The sequence below is a fragment of the Falsiroseomonas sp. CW058 genome (genome assembly GCF_050563535.1).
In the GTDB taxonomy this organism is placed as follows: Bacteria; Pseudomonadota; Alphaproteobacteria; order Acetobacterales; family Acetobacteraceae; genus Falsiroseomonas.
This window is the reverse complement of the sequence record NZ_JBNXUO010000009.1, coordinates 45,710-71,655: the sequence shown is the minus strand read 5'-3', so window position 1 is coordinate 71,655 and position 25,946 is coordinate 45,710. Positions and strand designations below refer to the sequence as shown.

The following is a 25,946-nucleotide window of genomic DNA, read 5'->3' as shown; positions in this document are numbered from 1 at the left end:
TCAGCTGACTCCGATGTAGAAGATCGCGCCGGTGAAGGCGAAGGCGCCGGCGCCGAGCCCGCCCTGCATCTGCGGCGTGTCGAGCAGCGCACGCCCCACCGCCGGCAGGTTGGACGGGATCGAAAGCCGGGTGCGGCACAGCGTCCGCACCCCGCTGAATCCGATGTCGTTGATCTCCAGCACCGCCACCTGCGCCCCCACCACCACCGCCGAGGCCCCGGCCGAGATGATGGAGAAGGAGCTGCGCTGGATGTCCTGCGGCGAGAAGCCGCCATCGAGGTTCGACCAGCCATAGGTATCGGTCGGCGGGCGGAACTGCGGGTTGATGAGTTGCCGCACCACGTCGGACCAGGGGATGCTGACCGCGCTGCCGATGCTGCCGCCGATCCCGGCGCCCCCGGCCAGGGCCAGGAACACCGGCTTCGTCGTCAGCTGCGGGCGGCGGAACTGCAGGAAGAACACGCCCCCGCCCAGCACCGCCGCCGCGCCGACCTGCGCGACCACGCAGCATTCCCACTGGTTCGACCGCGTCTCCCACCAGCCCATGGCGTTGCTCCGTCCGTGCCGCGACGGAAGCCTAACGCAAGGCGGGGCCGGAATTGTATCGCGGTGTTGTGCGCCAGCGGCACCCTCGTCGGGCGGCCCTACGGCGCCGCGCCTCTCTCCGGCGCCTCCTCGGCAGGATCGGGCCAGCAGCGCGCGACGCTCGCGGGGTCCACCGCCCTCTCCTCGGGCTCGGCGAGCAGGGCGCGCAGTCGGGCATCGGGCCAGGGCACGACGTAGTGCGACCAGTCCGTGTCGGTGAAGACCGACTGCACGGCGGCCTCCGGCAGGGTGCAGTCGCGGCTCGCCGGCCAGGGGGGATGGATGAGGATAGAGGCCTCCATACCCTGCCCCAGCGCGCCCACTGCCAGTGCCGCCACCAGCACCCGCCGCAGGCCGCCCGGCGGCGCCCGCAGCAGCGCCGCGCCCGCCGCCACGGCCAGCACGGCGAAGGCGGCGATCCCGCCGCGCATCGTCATCTCGTTGCCCGGGCCGAAGATGTAGAGCGGCAGCAGGCAGAGCAGCAGGACCGAGGCCGCGACCAGCCGCGACCGGAGCAGCCAGAGCACCGGCAGCGCGACCGCCAGCACCTCGACCGCCAGGAACAGCAGCGTCACCGGCGCCGCCCCCCAGCCATGGACGGCCACCAGCGTGCCATGCGGGATGGCCGACGACCCGGCCGTGAGGAACAGCGCCGCCGGCGCGGCAAGGCCGAGCGCGAGCCAGTTCGCCGGCCCGCGCAGCGCCGCCCACAGCCCGGCCCGCCCCGCCGCCAGCACCGCGACCCCGACCAGGGCCGCCGCCCCGATCGCGGAGAGCGGCCCCCAGCCCGCCGCCGTCGCCAGCGGCAGCGCCGCCGCGCCCGCGAAGGCCGGCTGCCGTGCATGGCGCAGCAGCAGCAGCGCCGGGATCCATGCCGGCAGCGCATGGTTCGGCGCCCAGAGCAGCAGCGTGACATGGCCGGAATACTGGAAGTGCCGCGCCCACCACTCCCCGCCCCGCCCCCAATAGGTCAGCAGGCCGCCGCCCTGCGTGGTGTCGAGCCAGATGTTCGGCAGCAGGTCCATCCCGCCGAAGGCGGCGAAGACCAGCACCACTACGGCCACCGCGTGCCGCCGCCCCGGCGCGATGTCGCGCGCGAGCGCCGCCAGCAGCAGCAGGACCACCGCCAGCCCTGCCGCCGTCCAGGCGAACAGCCCCGCCTCGGCCAGCGCGGGCCCGAGCATCGCGGCGGGCAGGTAGTAGCCGAGCGGCGCGCGCAGCAGCCAGGTGAGGTCGCCGATCGAATAGGCCACCGGCCAGCCGCCCCGCGCCAGGTCGAACAGCACGACGTCGCGGATCTGCCAGTCCACCGCCGCATGCAGCAGGTGGTGCGTGCCCGTGGCCCCGAAGGCCCAGGCCACCCCCCCGGCGAGGCAGGCCAGCGTGGTGCGCCGCGGCAGCCCCCATCCCCCCCGCCATCCGGGCGAGAGCAGGAAGGCCAGCAGGCCGGCCGCCGTGGCGCCGATGGCGAAGGCGGGCGCAAGGAACCCGCCGTTGAACAGCAGCGCCGGCAGCAGCAGATAGGCCACCGCGGCCAGGGTCAGCCGGTCCGGCGCCGTCCCGCCCAGCAGCCGGTCCAGGTCGATCCGCTGCGACGCCGCGGCGGAACGGGGCGCCTCTAGGCCCGGCTCTCCCGCACCGCCGCGCGCTGGCGCATCCCCGCCGACAGCGCCGTCCCCAGGCCCGGGCCTGACATCGGCAGGCAGTAGCCGCGCTCCACCACCGGCAGCGCCGTCACCAGGTCCCGGTACCAGGTCGCCAGCGTCGCCCGCACCACCTCCTGGAAGATCGCCGTCGCCGCGTGCAGCGCGAAATGCAGGCTCGCCACCAGGGTCACCGGGCCCGTGCAGTCGTGCGGCGCGACCGGGCGCGCCCAGGCTTCCGCCAGCGCCGCGATCTTCCGCGCCTCGGTCAGTCCACCGCACCAGGTCAGGTCCACCATGACGACATCGGTGGCGCCCGCCACCAGGAGGTCCCGGAACGCCACCTTGCCGCCCAAGGTTTCGCTTGCGCAGAGAGGCACGCCGGGCGCGAGGCGGCGCAGCTCAGCCAGGCTCGCCGCGTCGTCCATCTTGCCGATCGGGTCCTCCACCCAGAAGGGGCGGATATCGGCCAGCGCCCGGCAGATGCGCACGGCGGCGGGCAGCGACCACAGCGAATGCAGCTCCGCCATCACCTCCATCCGGTCGCCGACCGCGGCGCGGATGCGCTCGAACGGCTCCATCCCCCGCTTCAGGTCATCGAGGTTGATGACCTGCCCGCCGGAGGCCGGCGCATGCACGTCGAAGGGCCAGATCTTCATGGCGGTGAACCCTTCCTCGAGCAGCGAATGCGCCAACTCGTCCGGGCGCTGCATGAAGGCCACCTGGTCGTCGTATGGCCCTGCGGCGGCTTCCCCCGCCCGCACGTCGCGCCTGTCCCGCGCGCTGTTGTAGTCGTAGCCCGCGCAGGTGTTGTAGGCGCGGATGCGATCGCGGGAGAGCCCGCCGAGCGCCTCATGCACCGGCACGCCCAGCCGCTGGCCCATCAGGTCCCACAGCGCGATGTCGACCGCGGAGGCCGCCCGCATCTCCGCCCCCGACGACCCGAAGCCGACATAGGGGGTGGTCAGGAAGCGGTGGTGCCTCTCGATCTCCCGCGCGTCCTTCCCCAGCAGGTAGGGCGCGATGAGCTCATGGACCTGCCCCTCCACCGCCGCCGCGCCGCGGAAGCTCTCCCCGAGGCCGGTCAGCCCCTCCGCCGTCTCGATCTCCACCCACAGCAGGTTGCCCCGCTCCGGCACGCGCAGCGTGCGGATGCAGGTGATGCGCGATTCCCTCATTCGGCCCTGATCCCCTGGCGGCGGACCACATCGGCCCAGCGCGCGACCTCGGCGCGGACATGCGCCCCCATCTCCTCCGGCGTCCCGCCGAGCGGCGCGACCGCCAGCTCCGCCAGCCGCGCCCGCACCGCGGGTTCGGCCAGCGCGCGGGCGAAGGCGGCGTTCAGTGCGGCGATGGCAGGCTGCGGCGTGCGCGCCGGCGCGAGGAAGCCGAACCAGCTGTCGATGGCCATGCCCTGCACGCCCTGCTCGGCGAAGGTCGCCACATCGGGCAGTTCCGGCAGGCGCGCGGCGCTGACCGCCGCCAGCGCCCGCACCGACCCCGCGCGCAGATGCGGCAGGATGGAGGGCAGGTTGTCGAAGAACACGTCGATCCGCCCCGCGATCAGGTCCGTGATCGCGGGGCCCGAGCCCCGATAGGGCACATGCGTCATCTCGATTCCCGTCACCGCCCGCAGCAGTTCCGGGCCGAGATGGTTGGACGCGCCGACGCCCGACGACCCGAAGGTGACGCTGCCCGGCCGCGCGCGGGCCAGGGCGACGAACTCCTCGACCGTCCGCGCCGGCAGGTCGCGCCGCACCGCCATGACGTTGCGCACCGCCCCGGTCAGGATCACCGGCGCGAAGTCGCGCAGCAGGTCGTAGCCGGGGCTGGCATAGAGCGCGGGGTTGGCGCCGCAGGGACCGAAGGCGCATTGCAGCAGCGTCGTCCCGTCCGCCGCCGCGCGCGCCACCTCCGCCGCGCCGATGTTCCCGCCCGCGCCGCTGCGGTTCTCCACGACCGCGCCCCGCGGCAGGTGCGGCGAGGCCGCTTCCGCCAGCACCCGCGCCACGATGTCGCTGGTGCCGCCCGGCACGAAGGGAACGATGATCCGCACCGGCCGGTCCGGCAGGTCCGCGGCCACCGCGGCCGGCACGGCCAGGGCCAGCGCGGCCAGGGCGAGGAACAGGCGTCGCATGGGCTCTCCTCCCGATCGCTTTGCGCCCAGGCTAGGCGCCGGCCCGCAGCCGCGGAACCCCGACCGGCACCGGCGGGGTCCCGCCCGGCTTGATTCCGGCGCGTTCCGGGGGGAGAGTCCCGCCGCATGATCCTGCTGATCGACAACTACGACAGCTTCACCTGGAATCTCTATCACTTCCTGGGCGACCTTGGAGCAGTGATGGAGGTTCGCCGGAATGACAGCCTGTCGGTGGAGGACGCCCTGGCCCTGCAGCCGGAAGCGATCGTCCTCTCCCCCGGTCCCTGCACGCCGAACGAGGCCGGGATCTGCCTGCCGCTGATCGGCGCGGCCGCCGCGCGGCGCATCCCGCTGCTCGGCGTCTGCCTCGGCCACCAGGCGATCGGCCAGGCCTTCGGCGCGAAGGTGGTCCGCGCGCCGGACCCGGTGCATGGCAAGGTGTGGGAGATCAGCCACGGCGGCACCGATGTCTTTGCCGGCCTGCCCAACCCCTTCCGCGCAACGCGCTACCATTCCCTGGTGGTGGAGGGGCTGCCCGACAGCCTCGTGCCCACCGCCCGCACCGGCGATGGCCTGGTGATGGGCCTCGCGCATCGCGACCTGCCGGTCTGGGGTGTGCAGTTCCACCCGGAAAGCATCGCCTCCGAGCACGGGCACGACCTGCTGCGCAACTTCCTGGCCCTGGCCGGGGTGACGCCGGGGCGCAACCTCGACCCCGCGCGTGCGCAGCAGCGGGGCGTCGCGGCCTGACATGAAGTCCATCCTTGCGCGCCTCGCCGCCGGCGAGCGCCTGGCCGAGAGCGAGGCGGAGACCGCCTTCGGGATGATCATGGCCGGCGAGGCGACGCCCGCCCAGATCGCCGGGCTGCTGATGGCCATGCGCGTGCGCGGCGAGACGGTGGCGGAGATGACCGGCGCCGTCCGCGCCATGCGCGCGCGCATGGTCGCGGTGGAGGCGCCGCCCGACGCCATCGACATCGTCGGCACCGGCGGCGACGCGGCGGGCACGCTCAACATCTCGACCGCGACCGCCTTCGTCGTGGCGGGCTGCGGGGTGAAGGTGGCGAAGCACGGCAACCGCGCGCTCTCCTCCCGCTCCGGCGCGGCGGATGCGCTCTCCGCGCTCGGCATCCCGGTGATGGACACGCCGATCGAAGCGCTGCCGCGGGTGCTGGCGGAGGCGGGGATGTGCTTCCTGATGGCGCCCCGCCACCACGCCGCGCTGCGCCACGCGGCCGGCCCGCGGATGGAGCTCGGCACCCGCACCATCTTCAACCTGCTCGGCCCGCTGGCGAACCCCGCCCGGGTCCGGCGCCAGATGACCGGCGCCTTCGCCCCCGAATGGCTGCGCCCGATGGCCGAGACGCTAGGGCGGCTCGGCACCGAACGCGCCTGGCTGGTGCATGGCATGGGCCTAGACGAGTTCACCCTTGCCGGCCCGACCCGCGTGGTGGAGCTGAAGGACGGTGCGCTGCGGGACTTCGAGGTGGTGCCCGAGGATGCCGGCCTGCCCCGCGCGCCGGCCGAGGCGCTGAAGGGCGGCGACCCTGCCGAGAATGCCGCCGCCCTGCTGGCCCTGCTGGAGGGAACCCGCGGCGCCTACCGCGATTGCGTCCTGCTGAACGCCGCCGCCGCCCTTGTGGTGGCGGGCCGGACCGACGACATGCGCGCGGGCGCCGCCATGGCCGCCCGCGCCATCGACGACGGCGCGGCCCTTCGCGTGCTGGACCGCCTGCGTGCCACCGCCTCGCCTCCCCAAGCTGAACCGCCTTCCCCCGAGCGCCCCGCATGAACGCCCCCGCCACCGTCACCCCCGACACGCTCGCCCGCATCCTCGCCGATAAATACGAGGAAGTGCGGGAGCGCAGCGCGACCGCCACCATCGGCGAGATGGAGCGCCGCGCGCGCGACGCCTCGCCCCCGCGGGACTTCACCGGCGCGCTCTGCGATGCCGTCGCGGAAGGCCGCGTCGGGCTGATCGCGGAGATCAAGCGCGCCTCCCCCTCCGGCGGGCTGATCCGCGACCCCTTCGACCCCGCGGCGCTGGCCCGCGCCTACCAAGCGGGCGGGGCGGCCTGTCTATCGGTGCTGACCGACGGGCCCTATTTCCAGGGCTCGGCGGAGGACCTGATCCTGGCGCGTACCGCCTGCGACCTGCCGGTGCTGCGGAAGGACTTCATGGTCCATCCGTGGCAGGTCTTCGAAGCCCGGGCGATGGGCGCCGACTGCATCCTGCTGATCCTGGCCGCCCTGTCCGACGACCAGGCGCAGGAGCTGGAGGACATCGCCCGCTCGCTCGACATGTCGGTGCTGGCGGAGGTGCATGACCGCCGCGAGCTGGATCGCGCGCTGGGGTTGGAGACGCGGCTGATCGGCGTGAACAACCGCAACCTCAAGACCTTGCACACCGATCTTGCGACGTCGGAGGAATTGGTTCCGCTGATCCCGGCCGACCGCATCCCGGTGGGGGAAAGCGGCATCCGGACGCCGGACGACGTGCGGCGCATGTGCCGCGCCGGCACGCGCTGCCTGCTGGTGGGCGAAAGCCTGCTGCGCCAGCCCGACGTCGCCACCGCCGCGGCCGAGCTGATCCGCGCGATCCCCGACTGACCGCGCGCGCCCCGCGCCGGCCGGGGGCGGCCCACCCTCTCCCCCCGGCGCCAGGGCGGGCTAGGATGCCGCCATGACCTCGCCCCTCACCCATTTCGACGAGCATGGCCGCGCCGCCATGGTCGATGTCTCCGGCAAGGCCGGGACCTCCCGCATCGCCGTCGCGCGCGGCCGCATCGTCATGGCGCCGGAGACGCTGCGGCTGATCCAGGCCGGCGCGGTCGGCAAGGGCGACGTGCTCGGCATCGCGCGGGTGGCCGGCATCATGGCGGCGAAGCGCACCTCCGACCTCATCCCGCTCTGCCACCCGCTGCTGATCAGCAAGGTGACGGTGGACCTCACCCCCGCGCCGCCCGACGCGGTGGAGATCGAGGCGACGGTGAAGCTCACCGGCCAGACCGGGGTGGAGATGGAGGCGTTGACCGCCGTGACCGTCGCCGCCTTGACCATCTACGACATGTGCAAGGCCGCCGATCGCGGCATGCGGATCGAGGCGGTGCGGCTCGCGCATAAATCCGGTGGGAAATCCGGCATCTACGAGGCCGAGTGATGCTGTCGCTGGAGGAAGCCCGCGGCCGCATCCTCGCCGCCCTCTCGCCCACCGCGGCCGAGACGGTGTCCCTGGCCGAGGGGTGGAACCGCGTCCTCGCCCACCCCGTCGCGGCGCGGCTGACGCAGCCGCCGGCCGATGTCTCGGCCATGGATGGCTATGCGGTCCGCGCGGCAGACGGGGCGGCCGGCGCCACCCTCGCGGTGATCGGCACGGCGCCGGCGGGGCATCCCTTCGCGGGCGCGGTCGGGCCGGGCGAGGCGGTGCGGATCTTCACGGGCGGCTTCGTCCCACCCGGCGCCGACGCCATCCTTCTGCAGGAGGATGCCGAGGAGGCCGGTGGCCGCGTGACGGTGCGGGAGACCGTCGCCGCCGGGCGCTGGATCCGCCGCCGCGGCCTCGACTTCGCCGAGGGCGAGACGCTGCTGCCCGCCGGCCGGCGCCTGACGGCGCGTGACATCGGCCTTGCCGCGGCGGCGAACCACCCCTGGCTTGCGGTGCGCCGCCGGCCGCGAATCGGCCTTCTCGCCACCGGCGACGAGATCGCCCTGCCCGGCGACGCGATCCCGCCGGGCGGCATCGTCAGTTCCAACGCGCACGCCCTCGCGGCGCTGGTCCGCTCGGCCGGCGCAGAGCCCCTGGTGCTGCCGATCGCGCCCGATGACCGCGACGCCATCGCCGCCGCCGCGGCCGCGGCACAGGGCTGCGACATGCTGGTCACCACCGGGGGGGCGAGCGTCGGCGAGCACGACCTGGTCCAGAAGGCGCTGGGGCCGGAGGGCTTCGCGCTCGACTTCTGGAAGATCGCGATGCGGCCGGGCAAGCCGCTGATCTGGGGGCGGCTGGGCCGGACGCCGGTGCTGGGCCTGCCGGGCAACCCCGTCTCGGCGCTGGTCTGCGCGGTGCAGTTCCTGCTGCCGGCCATCGCCGTGCTGTCGGGCCTTCCCGCCGCGCCGCCGGAGACGGTGCTGGTCCGGGCCGGCGCGCCCCTGCCGGCCAATGACGGCCGATTCGACCATCTCCGCAGCAGCCTCGGCACGGACCGCGACGGCCGTGCGGTGGCGACCCCCTTCCCCCTGCAGGACAGCTCCATGCTGAAGACGCTGGCCCGCGCCGATGCCCTGGTGCTTCGCCCGCCGCACGCGCCGCCCCTGCCGGAAGGGGCGGAGGTGGAGGCGATTCCGCTCGGGCGGCTCGGCATCTGACGCGCGGGGAGGATGGGCGTCCCATCAGGGCGGCCGGCGCCTCCCCGGCCACCATGATCGGCGCACAACCGGCAGGGGACTGGAAACGTTGCGCTTTTCGGCCGGAACCCGCTGGCCGGAGCCCCTTGCGGCGCCGTCCCGTGGCGCGCATCGCCGCCGCCAGCGCCCGGCCGTTGTGGAAAAGATTTGACGCGACGCGGAGAACCTACCTAGAACATCCCGACCGGTTGCCCGTTTGTTCGCCGCCCGCCATGCGGCGCCCGCGCAAGCCGGGGAGGAGAGGCCATGCTGACCCGCAAGCAGCACGAGTTGCTGATGTTCATCGACCGGCACCTGCGGGCGACCGGCTTCTCCCCCTCCTTCGAGGAGATGAAGGAGGCGCTGAACCTGAAGTCCAAGTCGGGCATCCATCGCCTGATCACCGCGCTCGAGGAACGCGGCTTCCTGAAGCGCCGCGCCCACCGCGCCCGCGCCCTGGAAGTGCTGCGCCTGCCGGAGAACGTCGCCCCCCGCGCTGCGGCGAACGCGCCCATCCCCGCGATGGCCGCGGCCTCGCAGGCTGTCGCGCCCCCCGCCTTCTCGCCGAATGTCATCCGCGGCAATTTCGCGCCCAACCTGTCCGGCGTGCCCAAGCCCGCCAATGAGGCGGCGGCGGTCCACCTTCCGCTCTATGGCCGCATCGCTGCGGGCCTGCCGATCGAGGCGCTGCGCGATTCCGGCAGCAGCGTGGAGGTGCCGGCCGCGCTGCTCGGCGGTGGGGAGCACTACGCCCTCGAGGTCGCGGGCGATTCGATGATGGAGGCCGGCATCCTCGATGGCGACACGGTCATCATCCGGCGCGGCGACACGGCGGAGAACGGCGCCATCGTGGTGGCGCTGGTGGACGACCAGGAGGTGACCCTCAAGCGCCTGCGGCGCCGCGGCAATTCCGTCGCGCTCGAACCCGCCAACCGGACCTATGAAACCCGGATCTTCGGCCCTGACCGCGTGCGGGTGCAGGGCCGCCTCATCGGCCTGCTCAGGAAATACTGACGCGAGGGGACGCGACCGCCCCCGTCTTCGCGGAGGGGGGCGGGTACCCCGCTCAGTACGGGTCCCACTCGTATTGCCGCGCCTCGCGCCAGGCCAGCACACGCTGGCGCAGCACCATCCCGCCGACACCGAGCGCCAGGCCCGTGCCAAGCCAGGCCAGGTGCAGCACGGGGTCGAGAAGGGCGAAGCTCATCGGGGTTCTCCGCAGCATGTGTCCGCCCACAGCAGACGACATGAACGGATAAGGAAGGGTTACCGACCTCGTTCCGTTATCCCGGGCTATTGATCTGGCGCTTCACCGTCCCGCGGGGCGAGGGGCAGCGGCTCCGCCCGGCCGGGCAGCGGCGGCGCCGGCACCCAGGGCCGGTCCCCGCGCATCGCCCGTCCCGCGACCAGCACGGCCCCTGCGGGCCCGAGCCAGGCTGCCTGGGGCCCATCCCGCCAAGTGGTGAAGCGGTCGATGGCGGCGCTGGCAGCGCAGCGTGGACGGATGGGCTCGGTCGCCACGATCAGCGCCGCGCGGCCGCAGGCCTCGGCCAGCGCCGCGGCGTCAGGGCCGGGGCCACGTCGGGCGCCACGGGGCGGGGGCGGCGTGCGCAGCAGCACCGCTTCCGCCGCGCCCGGACGCGGGCGGAACCGGCAGGCGGCGGCCGAACAGGCAATGGCGCCGCCCGCGACCTCGCCCTCCTCCGGCAGCGGCTGCGCGGCGGCCACGCCCATCCGGCGCAGCAGCGCATCCCGCGTGAAGGCGGTAGCGCCGGGCAGGCGATGGAGGAAGACGCCCTCTGGCGTGCGCAGCGCCACCAGGCGCGAGTCCGGCGAGACCAGCAGGTCCGGCGGCGGCGAGGCGAGCCCCGCGGCCAGCCCCGCCACGACCATGGGCACACCCGGCCAGCGCAGGGTCCCCTGCCACAGGCACAGCCAGCAGAACCCGAAGGCGGCCAGCGCCAGGCTCCATCCCGGCAGCGGCGCCAGCGCCGGCGCGGCGCCCGGCCAAGCCGCGACCAGGCGCGCCACCCACAGGATGCCCTCCACCCCCTGTCCCATCAGCCAGAGCGGCCAGGCCTCCAGCCCCACGGGCATGGCCACCAGCGCGACCATCCCGGCCGGCATCACCCAGAGCGAGGTCAGCGGCACCGCCACCGCATTGGCCGCGATCCCGTAGAGCTGCAACCGGCCGAAATGGTGCAGCCCGAAAGGCGCCGTCGCCGCTCCCGCCAGCGCCGAGGTCACGACCAGCCCAGCCACCAGCAGCGCCGGCCGGCGCCACGGCCCGGGTAGGGTGCGGAGCCGCGCCAGCGCCGGTGCCAGCGCCTCATGCCCCGCGACCAGCGCCAGCACCGCGGCGAAGGACATCTGGAAGGACGGCCCGAGCAGCTCGGCCGGTGCCGCCAGCATCACCGCGGCGGCGGCGAGCGCGAGCGCGCGCAGCGACAGCGGCCGGCGCCCGGAAAGGATCGCCAGGGTCACCAGCACCGCCATGCCGAAGCAGCGCTGCATCGGCACCTGCGACCCGGTCAGCAGCATGTAGAACCCGCCCGCCGCCAGCCCGCCGATCGCCGCCACCGCCTTCCCCGGTACCCGCAGCGCAACCCATGGCACCGCCGCCAGCGCAAGGCGCAGCACCGCGAAGACCGCGCCCATGACGATCGCCATGTGCAGTCCCGACACGGACAGCAGGTGGGCCAGCCCCGAATCCCGCATCGCCGCCAGTTCCGCCGCCGGGATCGCACCCTGCGACCCGGTGACGAGTGCGGCGGCGATGGCGCCCGGCGCTCCGGGGATGCCGGCACGGATGCGCTGTTCCAGCCGCGCCCGCAGCGCGGCCAGTGCCGGCGGCGCGCCTTCCCCCGGCAGCACGCGCGCAGGGCCCAGCGCGAAGCCGGACCCTCCGAGGCCGGAGAAATAGGCGGCGCGCTGGAAGTCCCACCCCCCGGGCGCCGCCGGCGCGCCCGGCTCCCGCAGCAGGGCGCGCAGCGCCACGGCCTGCCCAGGCTCCGGCCGGGCCGGGTCGTCGGCGCGCAGCCGCACGCGCAGGCGGCGCGGCAAGGCCTCCCCCCCACCCAGCCGCGGCGCGTCGAGGGTGAGGCGCAGCCCCTCCGGCAGCGCCTCCACCTCCGCCACCGTGCCGGTCAGCGAGACGGCGCCGAAGGGCAGCACCAGCGGCGGCGGCATTCGCGCCGCGTGCCAGGCGGCGGCGCCGAAGCCCAGCGCGGCGGCCGCCGCCAGGCCGCACAGCCAAGCCGCAAGCACCGATCGCCGCGCCAGCAGCAGCGCCGCCAGCCCGAGGGCCGGCACCGCCCAGAGCACGCCCGGTCCCGGCTCCGTCGCACGTTCGAAATAGGCGACGATCCCGGCGCCGAGCGCCACCGCCATCCACGGCGCGAAGCGGCCATGCTGGTGCGCCAGCAGCCCCGCCGCCCCCGCGCCCGCGCGCACCAGGAGACCGGGCCGACCGGCAGGATGGAGGACGAGGCTCATGCAAACCGAGAGTGGAACCGGACAGGCCGGAACACAACCAGATCGGTCGCGGCGCGGCGCGCGGTTCCGGCGCGGCGCGATCCGCGATAGGGAAGTCCCCCCATCTCCCCGGGACATCCCATGTCGGTCCGCACGCGCTTCGCCCCCTCCCCCACCGGCTACCTCCACATCGGTGGCGCCCGCACGGCGCTGCTGAACTACCTGTTCGCCCGCCGCCATGGCGGGCAGTACCTGCTGCGCATCGAGGACACCGACCGGCAGCGGTCCACGCCGGAGGCGGTGCGCCAGATCATCGAGAGCCTGGAATGGCTCGGCCTTTCCCCCGACGAGACGCCGGTCTTCCAGTCCGCGCGGGAAGCGCGCCACGCCGAGGTCGCGCGCGAGCTGCTGGCGAAGGGCAAGGCCTATCTCGCCTACGACACGCCGGAGGAGCTGGCGGCACAGCGCGCGGCTGCGGAAGCCGAGAAGCGGCCCTTCAAATACGATGGCAGCCGCTGGATCGGGCTCGACGCGAAGGACGCGCCCTCGGTCGCGCCGGCGATCCGCATCATCGCCCCGCGCGGGGGCGAGACGGTGGTGAAGGACCTGGTGCAGGGCGAGGTGCGCGTCGCGGCGAGCGAGCTCGACGACATGATCATCCTGCGCTCGGACGGCACGCCCACCTACCTGCACGCGGTGGTGGTGGACGACCACGACATGCAGATCACCCATGTGATCCGCGGCGACGACCACCTGACCAACACCTTCCGCCAGTGCATGGTCTATGACGCGATGGGCTGGCGGCGGCCGCATTTCGCCCATGTGCCGCTGATCCACGGGCAGGACGGGGCGAAGCTGTCGAAGCGGCACGGCGCGGTCGGCGCGCTGGAATTCCGCGAGCAGGGCTTCCTGCCGGAAGCCGTCTGCAACTACCTCCTGCGGCTCGGCTGGGGCCACGGCGACACCGAGGTGATCCCGCGCGAGGAGGTGGTGAGGATCTTCGACATCGCCGATGTCGGGCGCGCCGCCGCGCGAATGGACTACGCCAAGCTCACCCATTTCAACGGTGTCTACCTCCGCGCCGCCGATGACGAACGCCTGACGCGGGAGGTCCTGACCCGCTATGCGAAGCGCGGGATCGCCTTCGGCACCGAAGGCGCGGCGCGGGTGCGGATGCTGATGCCGGACCTGAAGGAGCGCGCGAAGACGCTCGAGGAACTGGCGGGAGCGGCGCTGTTCGCGGTGGCGGACGGCGCGCCGGCGCCGGATGCGAAGGCGGCGGCGCTGCTGACGGCAGAGGCGAAGGCACGGCTGGCCGACCTCGCGGAATTCCTCGGCGCCGCGCCCTGGGAACGCCGGGACCTGGAGCAGTGGCTTCGCGACTATGCCGAGGTGAAGGGCGTCAAGCTCGGCACCGTCGCACAACCCCTGCGGGTGTCGCTGACAGGCAGCACGCAGAGCCCGCCGATCGACGCGGTCTTGGCCGCGCTGGGCCGGGCGGAGGCGCTGTCGCGCATCCTCGCCGCGGCGGCGTAGCACCGCCGGGCGTATCAACCGCAAGGCAAGGGCGGGCCTGGGCCGTGCGGGATGCCGCGCGGCCCAAAGGGCTGGTCATGCGTTAACAAACACCCTACAACTCAACCGGAGCGAGTATTTCGGAACCTTGTTCGGCCGCTTGGCGGGGCCGGGTTCGGGTGGTCATCGGAATCCAGCTTGCCCCGAAAACGGGCAATGCCGAATAAACTTGACAGCATCCGGCTCATTCTCAAAAATCGCTCCAGATACGATTTAGTCGTCAAGGTTGGGAGTTCACCATGCGCGGGATGCCCAAGCTGCTCTACTGGGTCAGCGGGCTGGTCGGGGTGGGGGCCTGGTCGAGCCTCATCATCGCCATCGCCCACCTGCCGCTTCCGGTGGAACTCGCCCTCGGCGGCATGGGCTTCGTCGTCCTCGTCTGGGGACATGCCGTGCTGTTCCCCACCCCGCGCGCCGTCGCCCCGCCCGCCGCCCCCGGGCGCCATTCGCGGGAAGCCGCGCTGGACGCGACCAGCCGCATGCCGGTCGGCGGCCCGCGCCAGGTCGTGTCCCGCCCGCCGCGCAACCCGGGCGGGCAGCCCATTCCCGCGGGGCCCCTGCCCGCCCTGCTCCGCACTCCGCTCGAGGAGGCCGCCCGCATGGAGGCGCGGCGCCTGGGCGAGGCGCTGACCGCCGCCGGCCTGTTCGGCCCCGTCTCCGTCCGCATCGAGGAGGACGGCACCGCCTTCGTGGCCCCGGTGCGCGAGACCGAGGGCGTGCGCCTGCCCGCCACCACCGTGGTGCGCTTCGCCGCCTATGTCACCCAGCCGAGCGGCCTGGCCGAGGATGGCAGGGCCGGTGCCGGTGCCTGGCCGGGGCGCGACCTCGCCGCCGCGATCGAGGCGCATCTGAACGCGAACCTGCCCGCCGGGCGCCCCGCCGGCGCGCCGCGCCCGGCGCCCCGCGCCGCGATGCCGAATGCCGGCTGGACCGCGCTTCCGGTCGGCGCCCGTCCACACGGCGCCTGACGCCGCCGCACCGCTGCCTGCCGGCCGGGGGCGGCATGCAGCCCCGCCACTTCGCCCGTCGGTTGGTTGTGCGAACCGACCTGTTCAGCAACAAGTAACGAATTCAGCGGGTACATCGGGGGCGGGCGCGGATGGCGGAGATCGTCGGAACGGGGAACGGCGACGTCGTCGGCCCCTTCTTCGTCTCGGCCGGGGTCAGCGGCGGCACCCCGACCGGCGGCGCGGACAGCATCTACGGCCTGCTCGGCCCCGACACGCTCGACGGCTCCGGCGGCAACGACCAAGTCAATGGCGACGAGGGCGCGGACCTGCTGCTCGGCGGCGAAGGGGCCGACACGCTGTTCGGCCTCGATGACGGCGACACGCTGGTCGGCGGGTCCGGCACGGACAGCCTGTTCGGCGGCCCCGGCTCCGACAGCATCGCCGGCAACGGCGAGGGCGACACCGTCTTCGGCGGCGGCAGCGAGGACACCGTCTCGGGCGATGCCGGCAACGACCGGCTGGATGGCGAGGGCGAGGCGGATTCGATCCTCGGCGGGGACGGGCAGGACACGCTGCTCGGCGGCGCCGCGGCCGACACGATGGACGGCGGTGCGGGCGAGGACGAGGTCTATGGCCAGGCCGGGACCGACAGCCTCCAGGGCGGCGCCGGCAACGACACCGCCTCGGGCGGCGACGACGCCGACCTGATCGACGGCTCCCTCGGCAACGACCAGCTGAACGGCGAACAGGGCACCGACCTGGTGATCGGCGGCGCCGGCGCGGACAGCATCTCGGGCGGGCTCGACAACGACACGCTGCAGGGCGGCGACGGCGACGACCAGGTCTCGGGCGATGGCGGCCAGGACGTCATCCGCGGCGAGGGCGGCAACGACATCATCTATGGCGGCGCCGACGGCGACACCGTCAATGGCGGGTCGGGCAACGACCTGATCAACGGGGATGGCAGCGCGGACGCGCTGTTCGGCACCGATGGCAATGACAGCCTGTTCGGCGGCGCCGATGTCGACACGCTCGACGGCGGAACCGGCAACGACCTGCTCGACGGCGGCGACAGCGCCGACATCCTGTCGGGCGGCGCGGGGCAGGACACGCTGCAGGGCGGCGTGGACGCCGACACGCTGGCGGGCGGCGCGGATGACGACACGCTGGCCGGCGGCGCGGGCGGCGAATTGCTGGATGGCGGCACCGGCGACGACTACATCCGCGCCGGCGCCGGCGCCGACACCATCCTCGGCGGCGACGGGACCGACCGCGCCGACTGGTCGGACCGCCCGGCCGGGCTCGTCATCGACCTGCTCGGCGGCGCCGTCACCGGCGACCTCACCGGCAGCGACAGCGTCGCGGGGGTCGAGAACGTCACCGCCACCGCGCAGGCGGACAGCATCCGCGGCACCGCGGCCGCGAACCAGGTGCAGGCGGGCGCCGGCGCCGACACGGTGCTGGGCGGCGGCGGGGACGACAGCCTCTTCGCCCAGGGCGGCGCCGACTGGCTGCTGGGCGAGGACGGCAACGACTACCTCCAGGGCGATGCCGGCGCGGCCACGCTCGACGGCGGCGCGGGGTCCGACGCGCTGCGGGGCGGCGACGGCGCGGAGAGCATCGCCGGCGGCGCCGGCGCGGACCAGGTGGCGGGCGGCGGCGGGGCCGACAGCCTCGATGGCGGCGAGGGCTTCGACACGCTGAACTACCGCGCAGCCCCCGCCGGCGTGACGGTGGACCTCGGCGCCGGCACCGCGGCCGACGGCACCGGCGCGACCGACCGCCTGGCGGGGTTCGAGGCGGTGCTGGGCAGCGACGGCGCCGATTCCATCGCCGGCGACGCCGCCGCCAACAACCTCTCCGGCCATCTCGGCGCCGACACGCTGGCCGGCGGCGCGGGCGCCGATACGCTGGTGGGCGATGCCGGGGACGACCTGCTCTCGGGCGGCGACGATGCCGACCTCCTCGACGGCGGCGCGGGCGCCGACACGCTGCGCGGCGAGGGCGGCAACGACACGGTCAGCGGCGCCTTCGGCGACCGCGTCGAGGGCGGCAGCGGCGACGACGTGCTGAGCAACCCGTCCGGCGGCGCGACGCTGATCGGCGGCACCGGCAACGACACCCTCCAGGGCGGCCCCGGCGGCCGGCTGGAAGGCGGCGACGGCAACGACGTGCTGCAGGCCGGCGCCACGCTGATCGGCGGGGCTGGCGACGACACGCTCGGCGGCTCCACCGGCAGCCGGGTCGAGGGCGGGGACGGCAACGACCAGATCTCGGGCGGCTCCACCCTGCTCGGCGGCCTCGGCGACGACAACATCACGGGCACGCTCGGCACCGCCCGGGTCGAGGGCGGCGACGGGCGCGACACCGTCACCGGCGCCGCCACCGCCACCATCGCGGGCGAAGGCGGGGATGACGTGCTGAACGGTGGCGCCAGCCTCTCCGGCGGCGCCGGCAATGACAGCCTGGCGGGCGCGGCCAACAGCTTCGCCCTCGATGGCGGCGACGGCGACGACGTGCTGACCGGCGGCAGCGGCGGCGGCAGCCTCGCGGGGGGCGAGGGCGACGACACCCTCCTCGCCAACGGCGCGCAGGTCGCCTCGGGCGATGCCGGGGACGACTTCCTGCGTGGCGACGGCAGCCTGCCGGTCACGCTGCTCGGCGGCGACGGCAATGACCGGCTGGAGGCCGGGACGAGCGGCATCGACAGCCTCTCGGGCGGCGCGGGGGACGACACGCTGGTCGCCACCGCCGGCTCCTCCCGCCTCGATGGCGGGACGGGCGCGGACAGCCTGCTCGGCGGCGCGCTGGGCGACATGCTGCTGAGCGGCGCGGGCGCGGACACCATGGCCGGCGGCCTCGGCAACGACACCTACTGGATCGACGATCCGGGCGACCTCGTCCTCGATGCCGGCGGCACGGACATGGTGGTGGTCGCCGGGCAGGTCACGCTGGCCGCGGGGATCGAGGAGGCGGCGGTCCTGCGCGGCAGCGGCGCGGGGGCGCTGACCGGCGGCGCGGCGGGCAACATGCTGTGGGGCGGCGAGGCGGGGGACACGCTGCTCGGCCTCGGCGGCGGCGACACGCTGGTGGGCGACGGCGGCGGCGACCTGGTCCTCGGCGGCGAGGGCGCGGACCTGCTGGCGGGCCATGCCGGCAACGACACCCTCTCGGGCGAGGCCGGGGCCGACACGCTGTGGGGCGACGACGGCGCGGATGTCCTGGCGGGCGGCGCGGATGGCGACGTGCTGGTCGGGATGGATGGCGGCGACACGCTGCGCGGCGAGGCGGGCAACGACGTGCTGGCCGGCGTCGCGGGAGAGGACGACCTGGCCGGCGGCGCGGGGGCGGACACGCTCTGGGGCGATGCCGGGCGCGACACGCTGGAAGGCGGGGACGGCGACGACCTGCTGCTCGGCGGCGGGGATGGCGCGCAGGACCTGATGGGGGGCGGCGCGGGGGCCGACACGCTCTGGGGCGGCGACGGGGCGGACACGGCCGAGGGCGGCGACGGCAACGACCTGGTGCGGGGCGGCGCGGATGGCGCGCAGGACCTGCTGTTCGGCGGCGCCGGCGCCGACACGCTGGATGGCGGCGCGGGCTGGGACAGCATGCATGGCGGCACCGGCGACGACCTGTTCCTGGCCAGCCAGCAGGTGGACTGGGTGTTCGAGAATCCCGGCGAGGGCGCCGACACCGTCATCGCCGACAGCGGCGACGGCTACTACCTGTATGACAACGTCGAGGTGCTGGTGCTGGCCGGCGGCACGCCCTTCGGCGTCGGCAACGCCTCGGCCAACCTCCTGGTCGGCACGGGCGGCGTGAACACGCTGCTGGGCGGCGCGGGGGATGACACGCTGGCGGGCGGCGGCGGCAACGACGTGCTTTGGGGCGAGGCGGGGGCGGACCGCTTCGTGGTGGGCCGCGGCCAGGGCCTCGACACGCTCGGCGACTTCGACGTGCGGCAGGACGTGCTGTTCGTGCAGGGCACCGGCATCGGCAGCGCCGCGGCGGCGAAGGCGCGGATGGTGCAGTACGGCCCCGACATCGCCTTCGACATGGGCGGCGGCGACGTGGTGCACATCCGCGGCGTCCGCATCGCCGACCTGAACGACGCCAACATGCAGTTCGGGTAGCGCGTGATCGCCGCAGGCTGGAACGGCCGGAGGCGTGAATCACGCGACAAGACGGAAGCCCAGATCATGATCCGCGCTTCAACCAGCGCGGATCATGATCTGGCGCGCTACCCCGGCACGATCCGGCAGGCCCGCGCCGCGGCGCGGGCCAGCACCAGCATCCGCCGCGCCACCACCGCCCCCTTCGCCGCATCCCCCGCCACGCGCTCCAGCAGCGGGTTGGTGACGATGGCGCGCGTCGCGGTGTCGATCGCGACATCGGCGGCGGCCACCGCCCCGGCCTCGAACACCGTCCGGCGCAGCAGCGCGAGCGTGCCGGCGACGCCGGGGCGCAGCCCGTGGATCACCGCCACCTCCCGCACCAAGCGCAGCCCGCGCCAGCCGAAGAACAGCGCATCCAGCGCCGGCGAGGGAATCAGCGCGGTCGCGCCAAAGGCCTGCGCCGCCGCCCGCCGCCCCGCCGAGGTCGCGTCCCGGTCGAGCGCGGCGAGCGGCCCGGCTTCGAGCAGCGCGGTGAGGGAGGCGAGGTCCGGCGCGGCGCGCAGCGCGGGCAGCGTGCCGGCCGCCGCGGGCACCCGCCCGGCCCAGGACAGGGCGGCGGCGCGGGCGCCGGGAAGGTCCCCGGCCGCGAAGGCCCGGCGCGCATGGTCCACCGCCGACAGCGCGATCAGCCCCCGCAATTCGCGGATGATCGCCCAGGCGATGAGGCCATAGCCCGCCACCGCGACGCCGAGCGTCAGCCAGCCCAGCGCGGCGCCACGGGCGAACTGGTCGGCGATGAAGTTCAGGACCTCCAGCGCCGAAAGCCCGAGCAGCAGCACCGCGACACCGAGCGCGGCGAGCGCAGGGGCGGACCAGCGCCGCCGCTCCCGCGGGGCATCGGGCTTCGCCACCGCCTGGTCCCAGCCGAAGTCGAGCCGGGCGGCCGCCGCCGCTTCCTCCGGCAGGATGCGCGGGCCGCGCGGGGGCGGGTCCGCCAGGGTGGGGCGGGCGCCGCCTTCCTCCACCCGCGGGGCGGCGGGCGCGGCCTCCTCGGGCAGGATGCGGGGGCCGCGGGGGTGTGGGTCGCTCATGGGCAGGCATCGCTCCCGCAGGGGGCCCGCGCCGCCCCCGGCCGGCGGAGGGTCAGAGCAGGTCCCCGATCAGCGCCGTCAGCAGCGCGTCGAGGCCGAGATGGGGTACGCCGGACCGCCCGTCACCGGCCAGGCGGGGTGGCTGGAAGACCGGCATCTCGAAAAAGGCGTGATCCCAGAAATCCGGCGCCGGGCGGCGCAGCGGCACCTCGCCCGGATAGACCTTGGCGGCCTTGCCGCCTTCCAGCAGCAGGCCGCGCACCGCCGCGACCGGGCGGCCGTCCAGCACCGCCACGTCATCCTCGGTGCAGCGGATGGCCGCGACGGCATGGACCGAGGTGGCGGCGCCGAGCGGCCCTGCCGGATCGCGCCCCACCAGGTCGCCCAGCAGGCCGACCAGCGCATCCCGCGCGCGGCCCGGGACGTGGTCGGCCTTGGTGGCCGCGAAGGCCACGCGCTTCACCCCCTGGCCGGTCAGCATGTCGAACAGGCCGCCGCCGTCGCGCAGGGCGGCCGCGATGGCGGCCAGGGCCTCGGCCGTGTCGTCGAAGGCCTCCTCGCCGGCATGGAGCGCGCCGAGCGCATCCACCAGCACCGCCTGGCGATGGAAGCGGCGGAAGAAGGGGTCGAAGAAGGCGGCGCGCTGGTCCGCCAGGTAGGCCGCGTGCCGGCGCGCCAGCAGGGCGGCAAGGCCGCCTTCCTCCGGCTTCGGCAGGGGGAAGAACCAGAGGATCGGCGCCTCCCCCTTCGGCCCGGGGTTCAGCGCCCGGCCGGGCTGGAGGAAGCGGAAGCCGAGTTCGTCCCGGCAGGTCCGCAGCGCGTCGCGGTACAGCATGTAGCCGTGCCGCGCGATCGCGTCCTCGTCCGGCACGCGGTCGGGCAGGGCATCGACGAAGTCGAGGAAGGCCGCCGCGGCCGCGGCCCGCCGCCCGCGCCGCAGCCGGGCCAGCGTCCCGCGCGACCAGTCGGCATAGGACTGCGCCAGCATCGGCAGGTCGAGCAGCCATTCGCCGGGATAGTCCAGCAGTTCCAGCGTGACGCGCCGCCCGCCCGCCACCATCTCCCGCGCCTGGCCGAGCAGCGAGGCGGGGGCGAGGTCGAGCGTGATCTCGAGTGTCGATAGATCCTCGGTCCGCTCCGGCCAGCGCGGCGGATCGGCCGCGAGGGCCGCGACATGGCCGGCCGCGTCGAAGCGGGGGGTCGATTCGGTCCCGGCCGGCACCAGCCGCGCCCCGCGCAGCCGCCCGCCGGACGCCGCTTCCAGCGCCGGCAGGGTCCGCGCGCCCTGCCCCGCCGCCAGCAGGTTGGCGACGAGGGAGGTGAGGAACACCGTCTTGCCCGCGCGCGACAGGCCGGTGACCGCGAGCCGGATGCGCTCCCGCCCTGCCAGCGCGCGGGCGAGGTCGCCGAAGCTGGCCGCGGCGTCCTCGATCGGGGTCAGGAGGGAGGGAAGCAGGGCGGGCGCCTTCGTCGGTTGCGCGGGAGCCCGCCCGGCCCCGTGCGGAAGGGGACCGGGCCGGGCCGGGCCTGGGGGTAAGCGCCCCGTCAGCTCATGCGTTCGATCAGCTCGATCTTGTAGCCGTCCGGATCCTCGACGAAGGCGATGACGGTGGTGCCGAACTTCACCGGCCCGGCTTCCCGCGTCACGCGGCCGCCGCCGGCGCGCACCGCCTCGCAGGCGGCCTTCACGTCGGGCACGCCGACCGCGAGGTGGCCGAAGGCGTTGCCCTGTTCGTATTTCTCCACGCCGTAGTTGTAGGTCAGCTCGATCTCGCCCTGGCCTTCGGCATTGCCCTGGCCGTAGCCGAGGAAGACGAGGGTGTATTTCCCGTCCGGCACGTCGCGCCGGCGCAGTTCCTTCATGCCGAGCAGCTTCGTGTAGAAGTCGACGCTGCGCTGCAGGTCGCCGACGCGGATCATGGTGTGCAGGAAGCGGCCCTGGCTCATCCCTGGTCTCCTCTCGTTTGCAGAAATTCCGACGGGCGGAGCGCCAGCAGGAACAGCCCCGCCGCCTCCGCCGCCGCGACGGTCGCGGTGCGGTCCACCACCAGCGTCCCGGCATGGGCGGCCCGCGCCTCGATGGCGATGCCGGCCAGCCCGGCGGCGGCGGCGGCCTCCACCGTGGCGGGGCCGATCGCCGGCAGGTCCACCAGCACATCCTGGCGCGGCTTGACCAGCTTCACCAGCACGCCGCCCGGCCCCGGGCGCCGCAGCGGCCCGCAGCGCGCCAGCATCGCGTCGGTTCCCTCGATCGCCTCCACCGCCAGCACCAGCCCCTGCTGCACGACGCAGCCCTGGCCGACATCGGCGGTGCCGAGCGCCTGGGTCACGCGGATGCCGCGGGCGATGTCGGCCAGCGCCGGCTCGTCCGGGGCATGGCGGGTGAGCGGGCCGGCTTCCACCAGCAGGTCGCCCAGCACCTCCTGCGCGCCGAGAGGCCGGAACCCCTCCCCCCGCAGCACCTGCAGCACGGCCGAGAGCAGGCCGTCATCGCCGCCGAAGACGGCGCGGTGGCCGAGCCTGGCGACCAGCCGCATCCCCTCCGCGTCGAAGCGGAAGGACAGCAGCGACGGGCGCGTGACGCGCCCGGCCAACACCAGGTCGGCGGCGCCATGGGCGCGGAGGAAGGCGAGCATCCGGCCGACGCGGCCGAGCGGGATCACCTCATGCGGGAAGCGGGCATAGTCGGCCGGGCGGGCGAAGCCCTCGATCAGCACGCAGACCACGGGGCGGCCGGCCTTGGCCGCGGCATCGGCGACGCGCACCGGCATGATGCCGGCGCCGCAGACCAGGCCGAGCGGCGCGGTCACGCCCCTTCCCCGTTCTCCTCCTCCTCCGGCCCGCGCCGGTAGGGGCAGAGCAGGTTGCGCCCGCGCGGGCGGGCGAAGACCCCGCGCGCGAAGTCCAGGATCTCATGCACCGCGGGGTCGCCGTCATGCGCGGCGGCCACGGCCTCCAGCTGCTCGCGCGGGCGGCCGGTGCGGTAGAGGTCGTGGACCGCGCGTTCCACCGCCGCGACCTGCGCCTTCGTCATGTTCAGCCGCCGCAGCATGCCGAGCGCGTTGAGCCCGTAGAGCGAGGCGCGGTGGCCCTTCACCCGGCCGAAGGGCAGCACGCTGCGCTCCACCCCCGCCATGCCGGCCACCAGCGCCATGCGGCCGATGCGGACGAACTGCTGCACCGCGGCGCCGCCCTGGATCATCGCGCCGTCGCCGATCTCGACATGGCCGGCGAGCATGACGTTGTTCACCAGGATCACGCCGTCGCCCAGCCGGCAGTCATGCGCGACATGGGCAACGCACATGATGAGGCAGTTGGCGCCGATCCGGGTCCAGCCGTCGCCGCCGGTCGAGCCGCGGTGGATGGTGGCGTGTTCGCGCACCTGCGTGCCGGGCCCGATCGACACGCCTGTCGGCTCGCCCCGGTATTTCAGGTCCTGCGGCGGCAGGCCGATGGTGGCGAAGGGCGAGACCTTGACCCCGGCGCCGAGCCGGACGGCGCCGTCCAGCACGACATGGGCGGTAAGCTCCACCCGTTCCTCCAGCACCGCGCCGGCGCCGACGACGCAGCCCGGGCCGATGAGGCAGCCGGCCGCGATGCGGGCGCCCGGCGCCACGAAGGCGGCGGGGTGGATCTGGGCGCCGGGGTCGATCCCGGCGCGCGCGACGGTCATGTCCACCGGGCCTTACTTGTCCAGGATCATCGCGGCGTAGGTCGCCTCGGCCACCACCTTGCCGTCCACCTTCGCCTCGGCGGTGAAGCGCCAGATGTTGCCGCGCTGCTTTTCCTTGGTGACGTGGACGCGCATCTGGTCGCCGGGCACGACGGGCTTGCGGAACTTCGCGCTGTCCACGGTCATGAAATAGACCAGCTTGCCCTGGGCGGAGGGGCCGAGCGTCTCCACCACCAGCACGGCGGCCGTCTGGGCCATGCTCTCGATGATGAGCACGCCGGGGAAGACGGGGTGCTGCGGGAAATGGCCCTGGAAGAAATTCTCGTTGATCGAGACGTTCTTGATGCCGACGGCGGAGACGTTGGGCACGATCTCCACCACCCGGTCGACCAGCAGGAAGGGGAAGCGGTGCGGGATCGCCTGCATGATGCGGGCGATGTCGTAGGTCCCCACCGTCGCGGCGGCGGCTTCGGTCGTGCTCCCAGCGGTCGCGTCCATGGTCCTCCCTTCCGAACCTGTCTCAGGCGCCCTTGCCCGGCTTCGCCACAAGGCGGCGCAGCGCGGCCATGGCGCGCAGCGTCTCCCGCGCCGGCCAGGCCGGGCTGCCCACCACGTCGCTGCCGGCTGGCACGTCGTTCATCACGCCGGACTGGGCGCCCACGCGCGCACGGTCGCCCAGATGCAGGTGCCCGGCGATCCCGGACTGTCCCGCCAGCTGCACCCCGTTGCCCAGCGTGACGGAGCCCGCGATGCCGACCTGGGCGACGATGACGCAGGCCTGCCCGGTGCGGACGTTGTGGCCGATCTGCACCAGGTTGTCGAGGCGCGAGCCCGGCCCGATCACCGTGTCGCCCTGGCTGCCGCGGTCGATGCAGCTGTTCGCGCCCACCTCCACGAAGTCGCCGAGGATGACGCGGCCGAGCTGGGGCACCGTCTCGAACCGGCCTTCCGGCGTGACGGCGAAGCCGAACCCCTCCTGCCCGATGCGCACGCCGGGCGCGAGCGTGACGCGCCGCCCGGCGATGCAGTGGCTCAGCGTGCAATGCGCGCCGATGCGGCAGCCCTCGCCCAGCTGCACGCCGGCGCCGATCACGGCATGCGCGCCGACGACGCAGCCCGCGCCGAGGCCCGCGCCGGCCTCGACCACCGCGAAGGGCCCGATCTCGCAGCCCTCGCCCAGCTTGGCGCCGGGATCGACCAGCGCGGTCGGGTGGATGCCGGGCCGCGGCGGGGGTGCCGGATGCAACCGGGCGGCGATGCGCGCGAAGCCGAGATAGGCGTTCGGCGTGACGATGGCGGCGGTGCCGTCCGGCACGCGCGGCGCCAGGTCCGGCGCCAGCACCACCGCCCCCGCGCGCGTGGTCGCAAGCTGCGCGGCATAGCGCCGGTTCTCGAGGAAGGTGACCTCCTCCGGCCCCGCGCCGTCGAGCGGCCCGACGCCGGAGAAGCGCCGCGCGGGATCGCCCCCGCGCAGTTCGCCCCCCGCCGCCTCCGCCAGTTCGGCCAGGGTCAGCGGCGGGCCCGCGGGGTGGAAGCGGGGATCCGCCGCCATGCCGGTGCGTCCGCGCCGGTCAGCGGCGCGGGGGCTGGGCCGGCGCCGCCGCGGCGGGCTGGGCCGGGGCGGGCGCGGCGGCAGCGGCCGGGGCCTCGGCGCCCTCGGGCGGGATGGTGACGCTGCGCAGCACGCGGTTCATCTGCGCCGAAACCTCGTCCGTCAGGTCGAAGGCGGGCTCGTTGAAGATGACGAGCGCGCGCGGCAGCACCAGGTTGACGCCGCGGCTGGAGGAGACCTGGCGGATCACCGCCGCCAGCGCCTGCTCGATCTGCTGGAGGCCCTGCTGCGCCGCCGCGTCGATCCCGCGGGACCGGTCGCGGAAGATGCGTTGCGCGTCGGTGATGCGGTCCTGCAGCTCCCTCTCGCGCGTGCGGAGCTGTTCGGGGTTCAGCGTGGCGCGGGCGGCGGCGAGCGCCTGCTGCTCCTCGCGCCAGCGGGCCTGTTCGCGCTGCAGGTCCTCGTTCAGGCGGCCGCGCCGCCGCTCGATCTCCTCGCGCACCTGGTTGAAGGCGGCGGAGAGGCGCTGCACCTCCGGGATGTCGACGATGGCGACCACCGGCGCGGGCGTGCGCTGGCCGGCCTGCGGGGGGCGCTGCTGCGCCTGTCCCTGCGGCGGGCGCTGGCCCTGGGCCGGCTGCTGCTGGCCCTGCGGGCGCTGCTGGCCGGGGACGAACCAGTCCTGGTTCTGCTGCGCCAGCGCGGCCGGGCCGGCGGCGGCGCCGGCCAGCAGGAGGGCGGGCAGGAGGTGGCGGAGACGCATCG

General features: G+C 74.7%; 23 protein-coding genes. 9 read left to right on the top strand and 14 right to left on the bottom strand.

The genetic code is table 11. The features are described from left to right. The 4 genes from ACK8OX_RS09665 to ACK8OX_RS09650 form a co-directional block, all read right to left on the bottom strand. The gene (locus tag ACK8OX_RS09665; RefSeq protein WP_430663813.1) at positions 1 to 546 is read right to left on the bottom strand and encodes a hypothetical protein; all 546 of its coding nucleotides are present in this window, start codon (positions 544 to 546) and stop codon (positions 1 to 3) included. A gap of 98 nt (positions 547 to 644) precedes the next feature. Then, complete coding sequence (locus ACK8OX_RS09660; protein ID WP_430663812.1) at positions 645 to 2,114, bottom strand: hypothetical protein; 1,470 nt, start codon at positions 2,112 to 2,114, stop codon at positions 645 to 647. 89 nt (positions 2,115 to 2,203) lie between these two features. Beyond that, on the bottom strand, positions 2,204 to 3,406 hold the full coding sequence (locus ACK8OX_RS09655) for a mandelate racemase/muconate lactonizing enzyme family protein (RefSeq protein WP_430663811.1): 1,203 nt from the start codon (positions 3,404 to 3,406) through the stop codon (positions 2,204 to 2,206). Next, positions 3,403 to 4,365: a Bug family tripartite tricarboxylate transporter substrate binding protein gene (locus ACK8OX_RS09650; RefSeq protein WP_430663810.1), complete on the bottom strand. Its 963-nt coding sequence runs from the start codon at positions 4,363 to 4,365 to the stop codon at positions 3,403 to 3,405. The genes ACK8OX_RS09655 and ACK8OX_RS09650 overlap by 4 nt, the downstream gene beginning before the upstream one ends. A gap of 126 nt (positions 4,366 to 4,491) precedes the next feature. On the opposite strand from ACK8OX_RS09650, the gene ACK8OX_RS09645 reads away from it, so the two are divergent. From ACK8OX_RS09645 to lexA, 6 genes are all read left to right on the top strand, one after another. Beyond that, positions 4,492 to 5,115: an anthranilate synthase component II gene (locus tag ACK8OX_RS09645; RefSeq protein WP_430663809.1), complete on the top strand. Its 624-nt coding sequence runs from the start codon at positions 4,492 to 4,494 to the stop codon at positions 5,113 to 5,115. A 1-nt stretch (position 5,116) separates the two neighbouring features. Then, positions 5,117 to 6,157 (top strand): anthranilate phosphoribosyltransferase, encoded by a 1,041-nt coding sequence (trpD, locus tag ACK8OX_RS09640; RefSeq protein WP_430663808.1) that lies wholly within the window; start codon positions 5,117 to 5,119, stop codon positions 6,155 to 6,157. After that, on the top strand, positions 6,154 to 6,975 hold the full coding sequence (gene trpC, locus ACK8OX_RS09635) for an indole-3-glycerol phosphate synthase TrpC (protein WP_430663807.1): 822 nt from the start codon (positions 6,154 to 6,156) through the stop codon (positions 6,973 to 6,975). Before trpD ends, trpC begins: the two co-directional genes overlap by 4 nt. A gap of 73 nt (positions 6,976 to 7,048) precedes the next feature. After that, positions 7,049 to 7,525, top strand: coding sequence for a cyclic pyranopterin monophosphate synthase MoaC (gene moaC, locus ACK8OX_RS09630; protein ID WP_430663806.1), 477 nt, complete (start codon positions 7,049 to 7,051; stop codon positions 7,523 to 7,525). After that, entirely contained in the window at positions 7,525 to 8,730 is a 1,206-nt protein-coding gene (locus ACK8OX_RS09625; RefSeq protein ID WP_430663805.1) for a molybdopterin molybdotransferase MoeA, read from the top strand. Before moaC ends, ACK8OX_RS09625 begins: the two co-directional genes overlap by 1 nt. 285 nt (positions 8,731 to 9,015) lie before the next feature. Beyond that, on the top strand, positions 9,016 to 9,762 hold the full coding sequence (lexA, locus tag ACK8OX_RS09620; RefSeq protein ID WP_430663804.1) for a transcriptional repressor LexA: 747 nt from the start codon (positions 9,016 to 9,018) through the stop codon (positions 9,760 to 9,762). Positions 9,763 to 9,814: 52 nt separating this feature from the next. Here lexA and ACK8OX_RS09615 read toward each other — a convergent pair whose 3' ends face one another. Both ACK8OX_RS09615 and ACK8OX_RS09610 read right to left on the bottom strand, forming a co-directional pair. Beyond that, positions 9,815 to 9,955 (bottom strand): hypothetical protein, encoded by a 141-nt coding sequence (locus ACK8OX_RS09615; protein WP_430663803.1) that lies wholly within the window; start codon positions 9,953 to 9,955, stop codon positions 9,815 to 9,817. Between the two features lie 86 nt (positions 9,956 to 10,041). Beyond that, positions 10,042 to 12,243 (bottom strand): ComEC/Rec2 family competence protein, encoded by a 2,202-nt coding sequence (locus tag ACK8OX_RS09610; protein ID WP_430663801.1) that lies wholly within the window; start codon positions 12,241 to 12,243, stop codon positions 10,042 to 10,044. A 120-nt stretch (positions 12,244 to 12,363) separates the two neighbouring features. On the opposite strand from ACK8OX_RS09610, the gene gltX reads away from it, so the two are divergent. From gltX to ACK8OX_RS09595, 3 genes are all read left to right on the top strand, one after another. Further along, a complete protein-coding gene (gene gltX / locus ACK8OX_RS09605) occupies positions 12,364 to 13,758 on the top strand; it encodes a glutamate--tRNA ligase (protein WP_430663800.1) in 1,395 nt (464 codons plus the stop codon). Between the two features lie 278 nt (positions 13,759 to 14,036). Next, positions 14,037 to 14,765 carry a hypothetical protein gene (locus tag ACK8OX_RS09600; protein WP_430663799.1) on the top strand — a complete coding sequence of 243 codons (729 nt, stop codon included), beginning with the start codon at positions 14,037 to 14,039 and terminating at the stop codon, positions 14,763 to 14,765. A 131-nt stretch (positions 14,766 to 14,896) separates the two neighbouring features. After that, entirely contained in the window at positions 14,897 to 18,883 is a 3,987-nt protein-coding gene (locus tag ACK8OX_RS09595) for a beta strand repeat-containing protein (RefSeq protein WP_430663798.1), read from the top strand. Between the two features lie 107 nt (positions 18,884 to 18,990). Here ACK8OX_RS09595 and ACK8OX_RS09590 read toward each other — a convergent pair whose 3' ends face one another. The 8 genes from ACK8OX_RS09590 to ACK8OX_RS09555 form a co-directional block, all read right to left on the bottom strand. Then, positions 18,991 to 19,956: a DUF697 domain-containing protein gene (locus ACK8OX_RS09590; protein WP_430663797.1), complete on the bottom strand. Its 966-nt coding sequence runs from the start codon at positions 19,954 to 19,956 to the stop codon at positions 18,991 to 18,993. A 52-nt stretch (positions 19,957 to 20,008) separates the two neighbouring features. Continuing rightward, positions 20,009 to 21,328, bottom strand: coding sequence for a YcjX family protein (locus ACK8OX_RS09585; protein ID WP_430663913.1), 1,320 nt, complete (start codon positions 21,326 to 21,328; stop codon positions 20,009 to 20,011). 173 nt (positions 21,329 to 21,501) lie between these two features. Beyond that, positions 21,502 to 21,903: a lactoylglutathione lyase gene (gene gloA / locus ACK8OX_RS09580; RefSeq protein ID WP_430663796.1), complete on the bottom strand. Its 402-nt coding sequence runs from the start codon at positions 21,901 to 21,903 to the stop codon at positions 21,502 to 21,504. Continuing rightward, complete coding sequence (locus tag ACK8OX_RS09575; protein WP_430663795.1) at positions 21,900 to 22,766, bottom strand: LpxI family protein; 867 nt, start codon at positions 22,764 to 22,766, stop codon at positions 21,900 to 21,902. Before ACK8OX_RS09575 ends, gloA begins: the two co-directional genes overlap by 4 nt. After that, on the bottom strand, positions 22,763 to 23,629 hold the full coding sequence (gene lpxA / locus ACK8OX_RS09570) for an acyl-ACP--UDP-N-acetylglucosamine O-acyltransferase (protein WP_430663794.1): 867 nt from the start codon (positions 23,627 to 23,629) through the stop codon (positions 22,763 to 22,765). Before lpxA ends, ACK8OX_RS09575 begins: the two co-directional genes overlap by 4 nt. A gap of 12 nt (positions 23,630 to 23,641) precedes the next feature. Continuing rightward, complete coding sequence (fabZ, locus tag ACK8OX_RS09565) at positions 23,642 to 24,127, bottom strand: 3-hydroxyacyl-ACP dehydratase FabZ (protein ID WP_430663793.1); 486 nt, start codon at positions 24,125 to 24,127, stop codon at positions 23,642 to 23,644. Between the two features lie 22 nt (positions 24,128 to 24,149). Then, complete coding sequence (gene lpxD / locus ACK8OX_RS09560; RefSeq protein ID WP_430663792.1) at positions 24,150 to 25,181, bottom strand: UDP-3-O-(3-hydroxymyristoyl)glucosamine N-acyltransferase; 1,032 nt, start codon at positions 25,179 to 25,181, stop codon at positions 24,150 to 24,152. Between the two features lie 19 nt (positions 25,182 to 25,200). Next, positions 25,201 to 25,944, bottom strand: a complete 744-nt coding sequence (locus ACK8OX_RS09555) for an OmpH family outer membrane protein (protein WP_430663791.1) — start codon at positions 25,942 to 25,944, stop codon at positions 25,201 to 25,203. Positions 25,945 to 25,946 lie beyond the last annotated feature (2 nt).

What these genes read in the sequence shown, in the direction of transcription:
- lpxA (WP_430663794.1), bottom strand. Translation starts at nt 23,629, where the DNA reads ATGACCGTCGCGCGCGCCGGGATCGACCCCGGCGCCCAGATCCACCCC.
- ACK8OX_RS09600 (WP_430663799.1), top strand. Translation starts at nt 14,037, where the DNA reads ATGCGCGGGATGCCCAAGCTGCTCTACTGGGTCAGCGGGCTGGTCGGG.
- ACK8OX_RS09590 (WP_430663797.1), bottom strand. Translation starts at nt 19,956, where the DNA reads ATGAGCGACCCACACCCCCGCGGCCCCCGCATCCTGCCCGAGGAGGCC.
- fabZ (WP_430663793.1), bottom strand. Translation starts at nt 24,127, where the DNA reads ATGGACGCGACCGCTGGGAGCACGACCGAAGCCGCCGCCGCGACGGTG.
- ACK8OX_RS09650 (WP_430663810.1), bottom strand. Translation starts at nt 4,365, where the DNA reads ATGCGACGCCTGTTCCTCGCCCTGGCCGCGCTGGCCCTGGCCGTGCCG.
- lpxD (WP_430663792.1), bottom strand. Translation starts at nt 25,181, where the DNA reads ATGGCGGCGGATCCCCGCTTCCACCCCGCGGGCCCGCCGCTGACCCTG.
- ACK8OX_RS09595 (WP_430663798.1), top strand. Translation starts at nt 14,897, where the DNA reads ATGGCGGAGATCGTCGGAACGGGGAACGGCGACGTCGTCGGCCCCTTC.
- ACK8OX_RS09625 (WP_430663805.1), top strand. Translation starts at nt 7,525, where the DNA reads ATGCTGTCGCTGGAGGAAGCCCGCGGCCGCATCCTCGCCGCCCTCTCG.
- moaC (WP_430663806.1), top strand. Translation starts at nt 7,049, where the DNA reads ATGACCTCGCCCCTCACCCATTTCGACGAGCATGGCCGCGCCGCCATG.
- ACK8OX_RS09655 (WP_430663811.1), bottom strand. Translation starts at nt 3,406, where the DNA reads ATGAGGGAATCGCGCATCACCTGCATCCGCACGCTGCGCGTGCCGGAG.
- ACK8OX_RS09610 (WP_430663801.1), bottom strand. Translation starts at nt 12,243, where the DNA reads ATGAGCCTCGTCCTCCATCCTGCCGGTCGGCCCGGTCTCCTGGTGCGC.
- ACK8OX_RS09645 (WP_430663809.1), top strand. Translation starts at nt 4,492, where the DNA reads ATGATCCTGCTGATCGACAACTACGACAGCTTCACCTGGAATCTCTAT.
- ACK8OX_RS09615 (WP_430663803.1), bottom strand. Translation starts at nt 9,955, where the DNA reads ATGAGCTTCGCCCTTCTCGACCCCGTGCTGCACCTGGCCTGGCTTGGC.
- lexA (WP_430663804.1), top strand. Translation starts at nt 9,016, where the DNA reads ATGCTGACCCGCAAGCAGCACGAGTTGCTGATGTTCATCGACCGGCAC.
- gltX (WP_430663800.1), top strand. Translation starts at nt 12,364, where the DNA reads ATGTCGGTCCGCACGCGCTTCGCCCCCTCCCCCACCGGCTACCTCCAC.
- ACK8OX_RS09555 (WP_430663791.1), bottom strand. Translation starts at nt 25,944, where the DNA reads ATGCGTCTCCGCCACCTCCTGCCCGCCCTCCTGCTGGCCGGCGCCGCC.
- ACK8OX_RS09665 (WP_430663813.1), bottom strand. Translation starts at nt 546, where the DNA reads ATGGGCTGGTGGGAGACGCGGTCGAACCAGTGGGAATGCTGCGTGGTC.
- trpD (WP_430663808.1), top strand. Translation starts at nt 5,117, where the DNA reads ATGAAGTCCATCCTTGCGCGCCTCGCCGCCGGCGAGCGCCTGGCCGAG.
- gloA (WP_430663796.1), bottom strand. Translation starts at nt 21,903, where the DNA reads ATGAGCCAGGGCCGCTTCCTGCACACCATGATCCGCGTCGGCGACCTG.
- trpC (WP_430663807.1), top strand. Translation starts at nt 6,154, where the DNA reads ATGAACGCCCCCGCCACCGTCACCCCCGACACGCTCGCCCGCATCCTC.